A 14,553-nucleotide genomic window follows, 5' to 3' on the forward strand; every position below is an offset into this window, starting at 1 on the left:
AAAAGAAAGCTGGCATGTTGGAAAAGAAAGCTGACATACTGGAAGAGAAAGCTGATACATAACTTATGAGATAGTATGATAGTAAATTATGTGACAATTAACACTTTTGGCAAGTTCTTTTTTTTGCTTCTTATTTAATATATTTTTTTATAAAATATGCTATATATCCGTTTTTTTGATAATAAAGCCTTATTATTCCCTTTAACTACTGACTCAGGATAAATTTTTATACTATGTATGTGGAGTATTTTATATATTTATCATCCCAAGTCTATCTGCTACAATTATTTTTTAACCCCCCCTATTCTGTTTCAACCCAGCCGAGTTCATAATATGAATGTAAGTAGAAAAATTTTTGTTATTATCTATATCATTTTTGCCCTCCTTACTTCGCTCGTCATTTTTGCGTCTCAGAATATCCTCTACTCGAGTTTTTCCGACCTTGAGGAGAAAGAGGCAATTGGCACAGTGGAAAATATACATAATGTAATTGATTTCCAGATCATACAACTGGATGAGACAAACTCTGCCCTTTCTTCAAGGGAAGACATCAGGGCTTTTATGCTAAGTGAGAATCAAGAAGATCTTGGCAGAACTGTGCTCACTGATCTTTTTACCCTGAGTGGATGCGACTTCATTTTTTTTGTAAATAGTTCTGGGCACATAATATACTCCCAGGTTTCGGATTCAATATACGCCAGTAATGCTTCTAATGACTCAATAATTCCTGAAATCAACCAACAAATAAATGCTGGAAGTCTTCTTTGCGGGGGGGAAATGAGTCCTTTAAATGGGATGCTCCTGCTGAAAAACGGACCTGCAATTGTTTCCTGCCGTCCCGTATCTGCTGCATACGATAACAGGGAAATAATCGGCACAATAATCCTGGGGATGAATCTGGATTCCGGTTTCGTCGAGTCCATCCAGAAAATTACAGGAAATCCGGTTTTGCTTTACAGTCCTGATAGCGTGCCTCCTGATTTCCAGCAAGTCTTTTTCGAAAATGGAAATGAGAGTTTCACACATATTGTAGAGGGGGACAGGTTAGCAGGTTATTATATCCACGAAGACCTTAACGGAAATCCAACCGTCATGGTTCGGGCGGATGCTGACAGGAACATCTATGCAGAAGGCAGGAAGTCCCTTAAGTATATAGTACTCTTCCTCCTGTTTTCAGGTCTCATGGTCGGAGCAGTCTGTAAGTTCCTTCTTGATAGGGAGGTAGTATCCAGAATTGTTGCCATTGATAATTTTGTAGAAAAAGTGGGGAAGGACGAAAGTTTCTCAGCACATTGTATTATGAACGGGGATGATGAGCTCTCAAGGTTAACTGAAGGAATAAACCGGATGCTTGATCGTCTGAAAATAAATTCTGATAAATCTAAAGCTCAGGAACACGAGAAGAGGGTTATTCTTAACTCTCTCAGCGAACTCGTGATCTTTATGGATATTGAGCTGAGAATCGTCTGGGCAAACAGGGCTTCTCTGGACCATGCAGGTCTTAAGCTTGAAAACATTATTGGGCACAGATATGAGGAATTTTCTCCAATGTCCGATGCTGTTTCCGGAGAATCTTTTGCACAAAAAGCGCTTGAATCCGGAAATGAGGAGTTCGGAGAGGTAGTTACTCCGGACGGAAAAGTCTGGATGATCCGTGCAAATCTGATAAAGGATAATAACGGAAGAGTAACCGGAGTCCTGCAAACAGGGCTCGATATTACAGCATACAAACGTTCTGAAGAGAAGCTCCTTCAGGCAAAACTGGAAGCTGAGGCTGCCAGCTGTACAAAGAGTGAGTTCCTTGCCAATATGAGCCATGAACTGCGGACACCTCTGAATTCCATCATTGGTTTTTCAGACATACTGCTTGAGAGAGTTTTTGGGGAACTCAACGGAAAACAGCTGAGATATGTTAATAACATCTCTACCAGCGGAAAACATCTTCTGGGACTTATAAATGACATTCTTGACCTCTCAAAAGTAGAAGCCGGAAAAATGGAGTTGCACTACAGTGAGTTTTCTATTGACCCGGTTTTCGAAGAGGTGAAGGCTACTCTTTCTCCTCTTACCCAGGTAAAATCTCTTGAAATAAGCTTTAAGGTAGAACCGGATTTTGCAGCTATTCAAGCCGACAGAAACCGTTTTATTCAGATTCTTTACAATCTTGTAAGCAATGCGGTCAAGTTTACCCCGGAAGGAGGCAAGATATCTGTCCACTGTAAAAAAAGCGGAAACCGAGCTATTTTTTCTGTAACGGACACAGGGATTGGTATTTCTTCTGAAGACCAGAAAAAACTTTTCCAGCCCTTTACTCAGATCGATGCATCATCCGCCAAGCAGTACTGCGGGACAGGGCTTGGGCTTGCTCTCGTGAAGAAAATTGTACATCTACACCAGGGAGACATCTGGGTTGAAAGTGAACTTGAGAAAGGCAGTACTTTTATGTTTATAATTCCGCTCACTAAACCGCCTGAGTCCCGAAAAGCCGATACTAAGGAAATTGACGATTTAATGCTTGAGTTTGAAATGAATAAAGCAGCTACCTTTTCCGTGAAAGAGTGTGCCGAAGACCTGCAGGACGAAATCGAGCTTCCTGAGATACTTCTTCCTGAAAAGAGTATTGGAGCGCAGAATCTTGTTCTCGTAGTTGATGACGAGATGAATTCCAATGAACTTATTTCAGTTGTTCTCAGGGAAGACGGGTACAGTACAGCCTCTCTATATAGAGGAAAAGATGTTTTATACGTTGCAAAGAAACTGAAACCTTATGTTATCACGTTAGATGTTTTCCTTCCTGATACTAACGGCTGGGGTGTCCTGAGACAGCTGAAGAGCGATCCTGAGACAGCCCGCATTCCCATACTTATTATTTCAGTGACAGATAATAACGAGCTGGGAATTGCCTTTGGGGCAACTTATTCCTTTACAAAGCCAGTAAAAAGAATCGAACTGCTGGATTCCTTAAGAGAGATCACAGGTAAGTTCAGGTTCGAAGAGCCAAGGATTCTTATCATTGACGACGATGATAATGCAGTGGAACTGCTGAGTTCAATGATTGAACCCGAAGGCTTTGAGGTGGTAAAGGCTTATAGTGGGCAGGAAGGTCTGGACAGCCTCTTTTCCGAGCAGCAGCCAGATATTCTTATCCTCGATCTACTGATGCCGGGAATAAGTGGATTTGAGGTAATTTCCCGCATGAGAGCAGATGAGAAGACAAAAGACATTCCTTTAATTGTATGTACCGCAGGAGAGTTTACTGAGAAGAATATTGAAGAACTGAACGGTGAACTTAAGGAGCGTTTTATTTCTATTCTTAAAAAGGGTACATTCGGAAGAAAAGAGTTAATTAATAGGATAAAACAATTAGCTATGCTGAAGAGGCGTGAAGATGAAAGAAATTCTTATTGTCGAAGATAACCCCATGAACATGGAACTGATCCTGGACCTCCTTGAGTTTTACGGCCACCGTGTCACAGAAGCTGAGGACGGGATAAAGGCTCTTGAACGCCTTGCTGAGAAAAAGTTCGATCTTATCCTCCTCGATATGCAACTTCCTAAAATGGATGGGCTTGAGGTTATGGACAGGATCAAAAAGAACCCTGCTATTGCAGATATTCCAGTGATAGCTGTCACAGCCCATGCTATGAAGGGAAGTGAAGAACACTTTATCGAAATGGGATGTGTGGATTATATCTCAAAACCCATAGATATCCACAGGTTCAGGTCCCTTATCGATAAATATCTGGGAGACTAAAGAGAGGACACAGAGCTGCAAGCTCAAAATATATATTTAATTATCTATATTTTATATATTTAAAAAATTGGTAATATATCAAAAAATATCACAAACACGCTGGTAATTAGAAGCTTTGAAATCTGAGACGATATTTACAATCTAAAGAGATTTACTGTCTGGAAAGCAGAGGACATCAGGAAAAGTAAGCTAACATTGGAAAACTATTGTAGTCGGAAAGATATTTTTTCTATTTCGAGCTGAGGTATTTTTCCGAATCCCATTTCCAGTCCAGATTCGATTTTCGTCTCTATTCGGCTTCAGTCTTATGTTTCAAAAAGATGCTACTTCTGTCTTAAACAGACCATATTACCAGTGAAAAATTATATTTTCTCCAGGCGTCTGGACATCTCTTTATAATATATAAAGAGCTCTTCGCACCATTTAAGTGCGCTTTCATCGAAGCTCATCAACCGCTGATGGTCAAATTTTCCTTTTTTATCAAAGAGTACAAGAGAGCAGAAACGTTCTGTTACGACGTCTTTAAGTGTTACATTTTTGTCACAGATATATACTTCCGTATTCTTTGATTCTACAAGAGTCTTCAGGTCTTCAAAATAATCCTTTTTCATTCTATCAAAGACCGGTTCTGTCAGGACAAGGCATATTTCTGCTTCTTTTCTTACGAGCTCTGAATAGATTTCAATATGGAGGGGATTGAAATATGAAAGAAACATTTTTATGTGTTTTGACTCAAGAAGATTCTTCTTAAAGTCTTCTGGAACTTCGAAAAGCCGGTTAAGATCGGCTTCAAGCATGAAGTAATTTCCGAGTTCATTAATCCTATTAAGAAGATGCTCAGGAATTGCGGTAAAATCATGGTTAATCCAGTAATCGTAGTTTTCCTCGAAAACCCTGACCGTATCAAGCAGAGGCTCCATCTTCTCAACAACTATTTCCCCCATATCCGTGAGCCTGTAGGCATTGTTTTCATCCAGCACGATCAGACGCCCTTCCTTTAATTTCTTGATCTGGGGCATAATTGAAGTCGAGGTAACGTTAAGGGCTGTTTTTATTTCGTCGCCTGTCTTGGGCCCTTCTTCCAGAAGGAGCAATAAATCTTTCCTTTTTTCAGATAGGAATGCCAGGTCAATAAGTGATATTTTCATTTTACTCCATCTCCCCTAGAAGCTTCTCAAGTATGCCGGATCGTTTCTCCTTCATAAACCTTCAGCAGGAAACCCGTTATATCTTTAGATTTAGTGGGTAGTTGACTTCTTTTCAGGAAGCAACCTTTATTGGCAAAAGTCCTTTCTTTCTCCCCGAAGAAAGCTGTGAGGGGGACTTAGTGCCAACACTCATGCGCTACTTTTCAGTTGCTTCCTTATATTTTTTTCCAAAAAGCACTTACTTTTTTAAAGTTAAGCTCTTTTTCTTTGCTATTTTCCTTTTTCTTTGCTATTTTCCTTTTTCTTTGCTATTTCCCTTACTCTTCACCTTTTTTTCCTTTTTCTCTGCCTTTTTCACTTCCTATTTTTCTTCTCCCTCGTCTCTTTGCCTTTTTTATTTTCTGTCTGTCTTTCTAATCCTTTTCTCATTCCTTTATTCCGGTAGCAAGGACGTAACCCACATATTTTGATGTTGACTTTTTTCGGAGCAGGATTTTTTTGCCTTCTCCCAGTCGGTTGAACCGGTACCGGATCGTTCTGCTGAACAGGTAATACTTTCCCATTTTCAAAATCAGCTCTGCAAAGTACCGGGAAAATTTCCAGCTTCCGCCCATCCCCTCCATAAGGGCTTTTACTTCTCCAGGGCTTGGAGAAGGCCTGAACTTTCGGATATTTACATCTTTGAGCCCCCTTTCCTCAAGTCCCTTTTTCCATTCTTCCGGCGTGGAGGGGGAAAAGGGAAGCCCTGTTATTTCCCTGAATACTTTTTCTGCATAAGCGATTTCTTCAGCGGCTTTCGGGGGAATCCTCTCCTCTTTGTACAGTTCGTTGATTCCCACGTAGCCCTCCGGTTTCAGGACCCGCGCGAATTCTTTGAAGGCCCTGCCCTTGTCCAGGAACTGGGACACAAACTCGGTTATCACTGCGTCAAAAGTCCCGGCTTCGAAGGGCAGGGCATAAGCGTCCCCAACCCTGAACTTCACCCTATCCGAAACTCCCTGCCTTCTGGCCCGTTCTTTTGCTTTCTCAATGGAAAGTTCTGCAATATCAATTCCCACCACCTCACAGCCGATTTTTCTGGCAAGGAAACAGGCCGAAAAGCCGGTTCCACAGCCTACCATCAGGACTTTTTTCGTCCTGTCAATCCGGCATAACTCTGCAAGTTTTTTGGTGGATACAAGGCCGCCTGTATGATAATAGGGCACTCCCAGGTAACTCATGAAATCGTAGTAGCCAAGAGCTTCGGCTTCTTTAACTGAAAGCCACTTCTTGGCGGCAGATACTTCCTGTTTTGTTTGTGCATCTGGATTTCCCGAACTTTCAGACATGCGTTCTCCCTTCGAGATTACTCCTTTCTGGGAGTTCACTTTTTCCTCTGTATTCTTCCGGTTTCCTGAGGTTCTCAGGTATATTTTTTCCCGAAATTGAGAGACTCGCAGTCCGATGAGGGAGGAATAAAAAGTACGTTTTAACACTAAAAAAGAAGTCTCCTCTGCCAGAAGCAGAAGGAGTTCCACGATTATTGGATGCTTTTATTTGGAGGCGTTTTTTACAAGGGCAAAAATCCCTTTCAGGATTTCTTTCGGAGAGGGCGGGTTCCCGGGAATTTTCATATCCACAGGCAGGATTTTATCAACCCCGCCGAGTACGGCGTAAGAACCCTTATAGATCCCGCCGTCACAGGCATCGTCTCCCACTGCTACCACAAATTTTGGGGAGGGCATGGCTTCATAGGTTTTTTTCACGGCTTCAGCCATGTTAAGGGTAACTGCTCCCGTAACCATCAGGACGTCAGCGTGTCTCGGGGAAGCAACAAAAGAGATCCCGAACCTCTCAACATCATAATGAGGATTTCCGAGGTTTGAGATTTCAATCTCTGTGGAATTGTCACTGCCTGAATCCAGTTCGCGGATGGCAAGGCTGTGCCCGAAAACTTTCGGGATCTCTTTTTTGATTTCTGCTCCAAGGGCTTCCAATTCTTCATCCCGGAATTCAAAGGTCTCCGTAACCTTGGGCCGGAGAAAGAGGGAAAGAGGGTTTACCATAATTATACCTCGTGTTTCCTAAGTTTTTGTATATTCAAAGGTCGGTTCCTGCATAGGAGAGGTTAAGGCTCTTGTTGATCAGGGGAAAGTCGGGAACAATATTTCCGAGTACTGCATGTTCTATAACTTGCCAGTTACAGAAAGATGCCGTTCTTACCTTATAACGGTCAACAATCCCGTTTTTCATGTAGACCCAGTGCAGGTTCTGTCCCCTTGGGGCTTCTACAAGGGCAAGGGAATATCCTGTAGCTCCAGGGCTATTGGCTTCTCTTAGATTATGCCCGGCGTATCCGGCGTATCCGGTACTTTCAGCAAATATGGGGCCCTGTGGAAGTTTTTCTGCGAGGCGCAGGATCAGGTCCGCAGATGCACGGATCTCATTGGCTTTTACCTCAAAGCGGGAAAATACATCCCCTATTTTCCTTACTGAAAGTTCCGGAGCAAAGTCTTTATAGGCTCCATAGGGCCTGTCGAGCCTGGTGTCGGCAGGACAGCCTGAAGCTCTGGCAAGAGGGCCTGTAAGGTTAAGCGGAGAGACAAGTTCCTTTTTTATCACGCCTGTCGTTGCAAACCTGTCAATAAGTGAAGATGAAGACATTGCCCTCTCGAAAGCAGTTTCAAATGCCCTGGAAAACTTTTCCAGGAAGGCAGGAAGGTCGTTCAGGAGTGAATCGGGGATGTCCTTTTTCAACCCCCCGGGAATGGTAATTCCGCGCAGGAACCTTGAGCCTGTCAGTTTTTCGTTCTGCCTGAATGCCTCTTCCCTCAGTATTAAAAAGGGGCTTGCCACAAGAGAAAAGCCTACATCTACAGCCATTCCAGCAAGGTCTCCGAGCAGGGAATAAACGCGTTCGAGCTCAAGCATTATTGCCCGCAGGCGTTCTGCCCTTTCAGGTACTTTTATTCCGCATACCTGCTCTACTGCCATACAGAACCCTGTTGCATTTGCCATACTTTCGTCCCCGCTCACTGCTTCGGCAAGAGCGACGCATTCTGAGGGGCTTTTTCCTTCAGCCAGTTTCTCTATTCCCCTGTGCTTGTAAAAAAGCCGGATTTCCAGGCTGAATATAGGCTCTCCTATCACGCTGAACCTGAAATGCCCCGGCTCGATTATTCCGGCATGCACAGGCCCGACAGGGATCTGGTATACACCTTCGCCTTTAACCTGCCTGAACCTGTACTCTTTTCGGGGGAATTCAGAGGGGCGGATAGGCCCGTTTTTGAAGGTTTTTAGCAGAGGGTGGAAGCCTTCGGGGTAGCACTCGTGCAGGAAAAGCCTTCTGTTATCAAGGGCACCGGCAAAATCCAGCCCGAAACCATCCCTAATTTCCCGCTCAAACCAGGAAGCCGAGGGGAAGGTTCCTGCAACCGAGGGAACCTCTTTTTCTTTTTCTGCCTCCCGGACAAGTACAAGGGCAGGGGCCTGTCCTGCCTGTTTGAATACATAAAAGAGGGTAAATCCGCTCTTTTTTTCAAAGGCTTCTGCGCAAAAAAGCCCGATAAGGCTGAACTTCCTTTCCGCAAGCGCAAGAGCCGCATCTTCAAACCCGGTTTCCGAAAGCCTCAGGTATATTTCGTTTTCACGGGCATTGAGCAGTTCGGGCTCTTCTTCTACAATGCCCGAAATTATTGAAAGCAATTCCGCTGTATCTTTATTCATTTTGATATCCATATTTACCGCCCCTTAAACATACCCGAGTTCAAGAATTATCGCATCAAGCAGATCCCTTAGTGAATCCGGGAAATAAAAGCCAAGGGCAAGGGCAAGAGCCAGCATGAAGATCGTTGGGACCTTCATTCCATCCTTTACCATATATTGACCCGCAAGCCTGCTTTTCTCATAGCCTGCTTTTCCTGTGGAGAGTTCCTTTGCGTTTTCTCCTGTTCCTGCAGGAGTCCTGGTTATGTGTCTGTGCTCCTCTTTTTCATTTTCTTCCTCTACAGTCACTTTTGAGAAGGCTTTTAACAGGAAGTTTGCAAAGGATGCAGCTGCAAGGATGAGCATGAGCAGCACTGCAAGGGTCATGTAGGGAGAAACTATCGCACTTTCCAGCAGGATGAAATATTTTGCCGGGAAGAGAGGAAAAGGCGGCATTCCTACTATTGCAATGCTCCCAAGGATCAGGCACCAGGCTGCCATGGGCTGGAGTTTGAAGACATCCTTCATATTTTCACGCATATTGCTTCTGTATTGCCTGTGCAGAATGCCTGCGGAAAACAGCAGAGTTTCCTTTACCAGGATATGGACGAGCATGTAATATAGAGTCCAGAAAAGGGCAATAGGCGTCCCGATCCCTATTCCTATGAGGAGAAGGCCCATATGCTCGACACTTGAGAAGGCTATCAGCCTCTTTAAATTCCTCTGCTGGAACATGCTGAATGAAGCGAGAGCAATTGAGAAAACCCCTGCTGCAATCAGGATAGAAGACGCCTGTGGGGCGGCACTGCTCTCTCTAAGCAGGGCATACATCCTGATAATTCCGTAGATTCCCAGATTCTGCATTAAACCTGAAAGAATTGCACTTACCGAAGGTGCCCTTGCATAGGCGTCCGGGAGCCAGGTGTGGAAAGGAGCTACCCCTGCTTTTGCCCCGAAGCCTATGAACGTGAATGTAAAGCTTGCAAGGAGAAGGGCAGGGGAAAACTCAGAGGCATGAACTGCCAGTACTGTCCAGTTGAGGGTGCCCTCTCCGAGGGTCTGTTCAGAGAGGGTGAAGAGGAAAACCAGCCCGAGGAAAGCAAAGAGCATGGCTCCGGAGACTATGAAGACGTACTTTAAGGCTGCATCGATATTCTCCCTTGCTGACAGAATTGCAACAAGCATGGCAGCGCAGACCGTTGTGAGTTCTGCAAAGATCCAGAAAAGCGCCAGGTTATCCGAAAAGAGCGCAACAGTGGATGTAACAAGCAGGAGATTGAAGGCAAGGTAGAAGGTCTTCAGGTTTTTAGGGTCAAGTTCTCCCGCTTCCATAAGGCTGTCGGTATACCCTCTGGCATAGAAGGCTGCCGCCGAAAATCCCAGGGCCGTTATTAGTTCCACATAAAGGTTAAGGTGGTCAAGATAGAGAGATTCTCCGAGCCTTCCTGGCAGGTCAAACATGAGCAGAGCTGTGCAGCTCATGACAAGGTGCAGCAGGCCGTTTCCTGCGGCAAGCGCATTCATGAGTCTATGAGATTTTGGAATAAGACCAAGTGCCAGGAATATCCCCATTACTAACAGGTAATACCGGATCACAGGGATTCCACTCCTGTCCAGATCTGCAGTTTTCGGAATTTCTGCCTGTATTCTTCAATGCTCGAGTCCATCCCCACAGCCAGAATAGTGGTCAGCATGACCAGGATAATAAGGTCGATTATAATCAGGACTTCGATGATAAAGGGAAGCTCCGTAACAAAAAGCCCGAACATCAGGACCCCATTTTCCATGCTTAGGTAGCCAAGCGCTTTTGTGATTACCTTTTTTCTGCTGAACATCACAAGCATGCCCATCAGGGTCAGGGAAAGGCCTATCACAGCCCCGAAGAAGAAGAGCCTCGAGAGGGGCAGTCCTTCGAAGACCCTTGAAAGGAACGTATAGGAGAGGAGGATAAGGCCTATGCTCAGCAGAAGAGAGGGAGTAGGCTCCAGATACGCAAAGTGAAGGTCTCTTCCGATTTTGATTTTCTCTTCTATTCTGGAGATAAAGTAAGGAATAAGAATTACCTTGCTTGCCAGGGTCAGGCCTGCCAGCAGCAGAAGCTGACCTTTTCCGTCTATCATGTAGAGGAGAAATGAGACTGCAGATAGCAGGAAAGATTGGATTGTGTATGTGGTAAGGACCGAACTCAGGTTGCGGGTTGAGATGATCAGCCCTGCACTGATAAGGACAAAGACGAAAAGGACCTTTATTATGCCTTCAAGGAAGAGCGGGTCAATCATGCAAACACCTCGATAAGGATGGTAAGGGCTGAAAAGAAAAATGCCATCACGTAAAATGCAGGAAGCCTGAAGAGCCTCATCTTTGCAAGGGCTGATTCAAAGAGCCCGATTATTATTGCAAGCAGCCCTGCTTTCAGGAGGAAGAGAATGGCTGAGACCGCAATTTTTCCGGCATCTATCTCAGTACTGAGCCCTACTGGAAGAATTGTGTTAATCAATATCCCCATAAGCAGGAACTGTTTAAGAGCATGGGCAAGTTCAAGCAGGGCAAGATTTTTTCCTGTCTGTTCAAGGATCATTGCCTCATTAATCATGGTAAGTTCAAGGTGAGTTGCCGGGTTATCCACAGGGAGCCTGCCGGTCTCCACGATCAGGATAATGAAGAGCGAGATTGAGACCAGGACAAGGGTCGGGCTAATGGGAAGGACCGTGCCTGCAGTAAGTGCGAACATATGGTGCAGATTGAGGCTTTTCAGAACAAAAGCCAGAGCTGCAAAAGCAACTACCATCGTTGGTTCGATCACGGCTGCAAGGCTCATTGACCTTGAACTGCCCATGCCTCCGAAAGCACTTCCTGCGTCAAGTCCGCCAAGGGCGGTAAAGAACCTTTCAAGTGCAAGAAGGTACAGGAAGACAATGATATTCCCCAGCCCTCCTGCAGGTTCCGGTACAAAGACCAGAGGTACGAAAAGGGAACAAACTAGCAGAGTCGAAAGGTTGAGGTATGGGGTAAACCGCATGACCCAGGAGGAGGTAGGGGAATAGACCGCTTCCTTCTTCATGAGTTTTCTTAAATCGTAATAAACCTGAAAAAGCCTCGGGCCCTTTCTTCCCTGGGCGTATGCCTTTACCTTCCGGATCAGAGCCATGTATAGAGGGGCTGCCAGCAGGGCAAAAAGCGGATTTAAGAGGGCAAAGAGCAGGAACGACGTGTTCATACAAGGCCTCCGGTTGCTATAATCAATGCAATTACTGCCAGAAAGGCGTAAAGGACGTAACTGTCAAGTTTTCCGTTCTGCAGGCTTGAAACATATTTTGAAAAACTCTCGATTGCCTGCGCAGGAGGGATGTAAAGGTACTCTTCAAAGAAGCGAAGAAGGCGGATTTCCACGTTCCCGTTTTTAAAGAGGCTTTCCTGTTTGTCGAGGTACTCAGCTTTGTGCACAATCTTTGTCCTGTAAATGTTTTTGAAGATCATTACAAGAGGCTCGGAAAAGCCTGCAGAGCTGTATTCCATGTAAGGGGCAAGGGTCGGACTTCCGCATCCCCAGGTTTCGCTAATCCTGGCAGGGCTCGTTTCTTTTGAACGGATTATCAGGAAAAGGGCTGCGTATATTAACCCAAGCAGAAGCCCCAGCAAAAGCAGGTCCGGGAACTCAATCTCCCAGCCTGCAAGAGAAAGGAGCTGCTTTGAGAAAAGCCCTGCAAGTATGCAGAGAGCTGCTGGCACTGCGGATCCTATCAGCATGGGTTTCTGGACTTCTACAGCAAGGCGGCTCTTTTCCGAACGCGGCATGGCAAGACAGGTGATCCCGAAAAGTTTTACGAAAAGAGCAGCTGCCAGTGCTCCGGTAAGGGCAAAGCTTGAGAGAGCAGTTATCAGAAATACGGTGAGAAGGGGGTCAGTTACGGCAAACGACTGGAAGAAAGCCTGGTAGAGCAGGAGTTCACCAGCAAAACCGTTTGTTGGGGGCAGGGCTGCAATCGAGACTGAACCTATCATGAAAAGGGCTGAGGTTACAGGCATCGTTTTTACAAGGCCTCCGAAGGCTTCGATATTCCTTGTGCCTGTAGCATGGACTATCGAGCCTGCACAGAGGAAGAGCAGGCTTTTGAAGAGGGCATGGTTAAAGGCATGGAAGCAGGCTCCGGCAAGGCTTAACAGGGCGAGGGATTCAAGCCCTTCAACTTTGAATATAACATAAAGCCCTATTCCCGTGAAAATGATTCCTATGTTTTCAATGCTGCTGTAGGCAAGGAGCCTTTTTATGTCGTTTTCCTTAAGGGCATAAATTACCCCAAAGAGGGCTGAAAGGCTGCCTACTGTAAGGATGAGTACTCCCCACCAGAGTTCAGGTGTGAAGACAGAGAGCAGGAAACGCAGGAAGCCATAGACTGCAACCTTCAGCATGACTCCGGACATCAGTGCCGAGACACTTGATGGGGCTGCAGGGTGAGCATAGGGAAGCCATTTGTGGAAAGGAACAAGTCCTGCCTTGACCCCGAAACCAATAAAAAGGGAGAGGAAGGGGAGAGCCAGCTCGCTTGCAGAGTATTCAAGCGGTCCGAACTCGGCCGAGCCTGTCAACTTGAAGAGGCTTATGAAGCCCACGAAAAGAAACGCCGTGCTGATGTTGGTCATCACGAAGTAGAAAAAGCCTGCTTTTTTATTTTCCTCAGAGGAATAGTCGTGAAGCACAAGCAGGAGAGATGAAAGGGACATTATTTCCCAGAAAATAAGGAAGATGACCATATTGCCTGCAAGTACAACCATAAGCATGGCAAGGATGAAGAGATTTGTCAGGGCTGTCTGCAGGTTTTTCCTGGATTCACTTTTAGCGTGTTCCACATATTCTACCGAATATATTGAAACACCGGGCACGACTGCTGCAATTAGCAGGATAAATCCGGCTGAGAGCCGGTCTGCAGCAAGGGTAAAATCCAGGCCCGGAAGATATCTAATGGCTGGAAATACAGGCTCTTTTCCAGTGTAGAGGATCGCGCCTGCAAAACCCAGAAGCAGGATTGATGAGATCAGAGAAAGGCCAAAAGAAGTCTTTCTTGTGTTTTTACTGCGGTACAGGAGAGGGAGGACAGTTCCGGATATAAGGGCGGCAATTGCACCGTACACTAAGGCTTCGAGCAATGTATTCACTCCTCAAACCGAGATTCGGCAGCTAAAAGAAAAGCTGAAAACAGTTTATCAGTCCGGGTAGAGAGTTCTGGCTTTCCAGATCCCATCCCGCTTAAAGCAAGACTTTCGAAACTATCCTCTGTATATGAGATGATAGGGTTAGTTTTGTAATTCGTATTGAGATTCCACCGTAAATTTCATCCGGGTTTACTCTCCCCGGAAACGTTTCTGCCTAATACTTCATAATATTATATAGATTTACATTATAAAGTTTATTGAACTGATTAATAATTATTATTCATTACATATATTTTCGCTACAGGGAAAGAATCAGGGGCTTTAACACAATAAAATAATTTATTTTTTTGTATCTCCAGAGGGAATTCCTGATATCTAACTCTTATCACAGGAGGATTGGAATAATCAGAACTATAATAATCTTACGCAGCCTATTCCGCTCTCAACAGAATTACTTTTAAGTTCAAAACTCTATCTGGATATTTCATATGTCCTAAACATCCCAAAGTACTGCAAGAAAGTGCAGCAATTTATTGCCGTATCTGTGGCATAGTCAAAACTATCGTCAGTTGCCTACAAAAAAGTACAGAATATAGAAAGGCGCAAAGCAGTTTCAATAGACTAATTTTTAATCCGTGGACGCATGGATTGGTATGACTACTCTCAAATCTGTTTCTTTCAGTAACCTTTCAGTGGTAATGATGTTGGTTTTTATTCCTTTCTTATTCCTTTCTTATTCCTTTCTTATTCTTTTCTTATTTTTTTTCTTATTTTTTTCTAATTCTTTTCTTATTTTTTTCTAATTCTTTTCTTATT

10 protein-coding genes are annotated in these 14,553 nt (G+C 44.6%); 2 read left to right on the forward strand and 8 right to left on the reverse strand.

Annotated features, from left to right (window positions below):
- Positions 1–333 precede the first annotated feature (333 nt).
- Positions 334–3,417, forward strand: coding sequence for a response regulator (locus EO98_RS14255; protein WP_048137850.1), 3,084 nt, complete (start codon positions 334–336; stop codon positions 3,415–3,417).
- On the forward strand, positions 3,389–3,754 hold the full coding sequence (locus EO98_RS14260) for a response regulator (protein WP_048131625.1): 366 nt from the start codon (positions 3,389–3,391) through the stop codon (positions 3,752–3,754). The genes EO98_RS14255 and EO98_RS14260 overlap by 29 nt, the downstream gene beginning before the upstream one ends.
- A gap of 362 nt (positions 3,755–4,116) precedes the next feature.
- Here the strand turns inward: EO98_RS14260 and EO98_RS14265 are convergent, their stop codons facing one another.
- The 8 genes from EO98_RS14265 to EO98_RS14300 form a co-directional block, all read right to left on the reverse strand.
- The gene (locus EO98_RS14265; RefSeq protein ID WP_048137852.1) at positions 4,117–4,902 is read right to left on the reverse strand and encodes a winged helix-turn-helix domain-containing protein; all 786 of its coding nucleotides are present in this window, start codon (positions 4,900–4,902) and stop codon (positions 4,117–4,119) included.
- Between the two features lie 425 nt (positions 4,903–5,327).
- A complete protein-coding gene (locus tag EO98_RS14270) occupies positions 5,328–6,230 on the reverse strand; it encodes a class I SAM-dependent methyltransferase (protein ID WP_052734442.1) in 903 nt (300 codons plus the stop codon).
- 204 nt (positions 6,231–6,434) lie between these two features.
- The gene (locus EO98_RS14275) at positions 6,435–6,947 is read right to left on the reverse strand and encodes an NADH-quinone oxidoreductase subunit B family protein (RefSeq protein WP_048131623.1); all 513 of its coding nucleotides are present in this window, start codon (positions 6,945–6,947) and stop codon (positions 6,435–6,437) included.
- 34 nt (positions 6,948–6,981) lie between these two features.
- A complete protein-coding gene (locus tag EO98_RS14280; protein WP_048137854.1) occupies positions 6,982–8,619 on the reverse strand; it encodes an NADH-quinone oxidoreductase subunit C in 1,638 nt (545 codons plus the stop codon).
- A 12-nt stretch (positions 8,620–8,631) separates the two neighbouring features.
- On the reverse strand, positions 8,632–10,182 hold the full coding sequence (locus EO98_RS14285; protein WP_048137855.1) for a proton-conducting transporter membrane subunit: 1,551 nt from the start codon (positions 10,180–10,182) through the stop codon (positions 8,632–8,634).
- Positions 10,179–10,865, reverse strand: coding sequence for a hydrogenase subunit (locus EO98_RS14290; RefSeq protein ID WP_048137857.1), 687 nt, complete (start codon positions 10,863–10,865; stop codon positions 10,179–10,181). Before EO98_RS14290 ends, EO98_RS14285 begins: the two co-directional genes overlap by 4 nt.
- Entirely contained in the window at positions 10,862–11,803 is a 942-nt protein-coding gene (locus EO98_RS14295; RefSeq protein ID WP_048137859.1) for a respiratory chain complex I subunit 1 family protein, read from the reverse strand. The genes EO98_RS14290 and EO98_RS14295 overlap by 4 nt, the downstream gene beginning before the upstream one ends.
- Complete coding sequence (locus EO98_RS14300; protein ID WP_235283464.1) at positions 11,800–13,740, reverse strand: proton-conducting transporter membrane subunit; 1,941 nt, start codon at positions 13,738–13,740, stop codon at positions 11,800–11,802. The genes EO98_RS14295 and EO98_RS14300 overlap by 4 nt, the downstream gene beginning before the upstream one ends.
- Positions 13,741–14,553 lie beyond the last annotated feature (813 nt).

The organism is Methanosarcina sp. 2.H.T.1A.6 (genome assembly GCF_000979455.1).
In the GTDB taxonomy this organism is placed as follows: Archaea; Halobacteriota; Methanosarcinia; order Methanosarcinales; family Methanosarcinaceae; genus Methanosarcina.

What these genes read in the sequence shown, in the direction of transcription:
- EO98_RS14255 (WP_048137850.1), top strand. Translation starts at nt 334, where the DNA reads ATGAATGTAAGTAGAAAAATTTTTGTTATTATCTATATCATTTTTGCC.
- EO98_RS14260 (WP_048131625.1), top strand. Translation starts at nt 3,389, where the DNA reads ATGAAAGAAATTCTTATTGTCGAAGATAACCCCATGAACATGGAACTG.
- EO98_RS14265 (WP_048137852.1), bottom strand. Translation starts at nt 4,902, where the DNA reads ATGAAAATATCACTTATTGACCTGGCATTCCTATCTGAAAAAAGGAAA.
- EO98_RS14270 (WP_052734442.1), bottom strand. Translation starts at nt 6,230, where the DNA reads ATGTCTGAAAGTTCGGGAAATCCAGATGCACAAACAAAACAGGAAGTA.
- EO98_RS14275 (WP_048131623.1), bottom strand. Translation starts at nt 6,947, where the DNA reads ATGGTAAACCCTCTTTCCCTCTTTCTCCGGCCCAAGGTTACGGAGACC.
- EO98_RS14280 (WP_048137854.1), bottom strand. Translation starts at nt 8,619, where the DNA reads ATGGATATCAAAATGAATAAAGATACAGCGGAATTGCTTTCAATAATT.
- EO98_RS14290 (WP_048137857.1), bottom strand. Translation starts at nt 10,865, where the DNA reads ATGATTGACCCGCTCTTCCTTGAAGGCATAATAAAGGTCCTTTTCGTC.
- EO98_RS14295 (WP_048137859.1), bottom strand. Translation starts at nt 11,803, where the DNA reads ATGAACACGTCGTTCCTGCTCTTTGCCCTCTTAAATCCGCTTTTTGCC.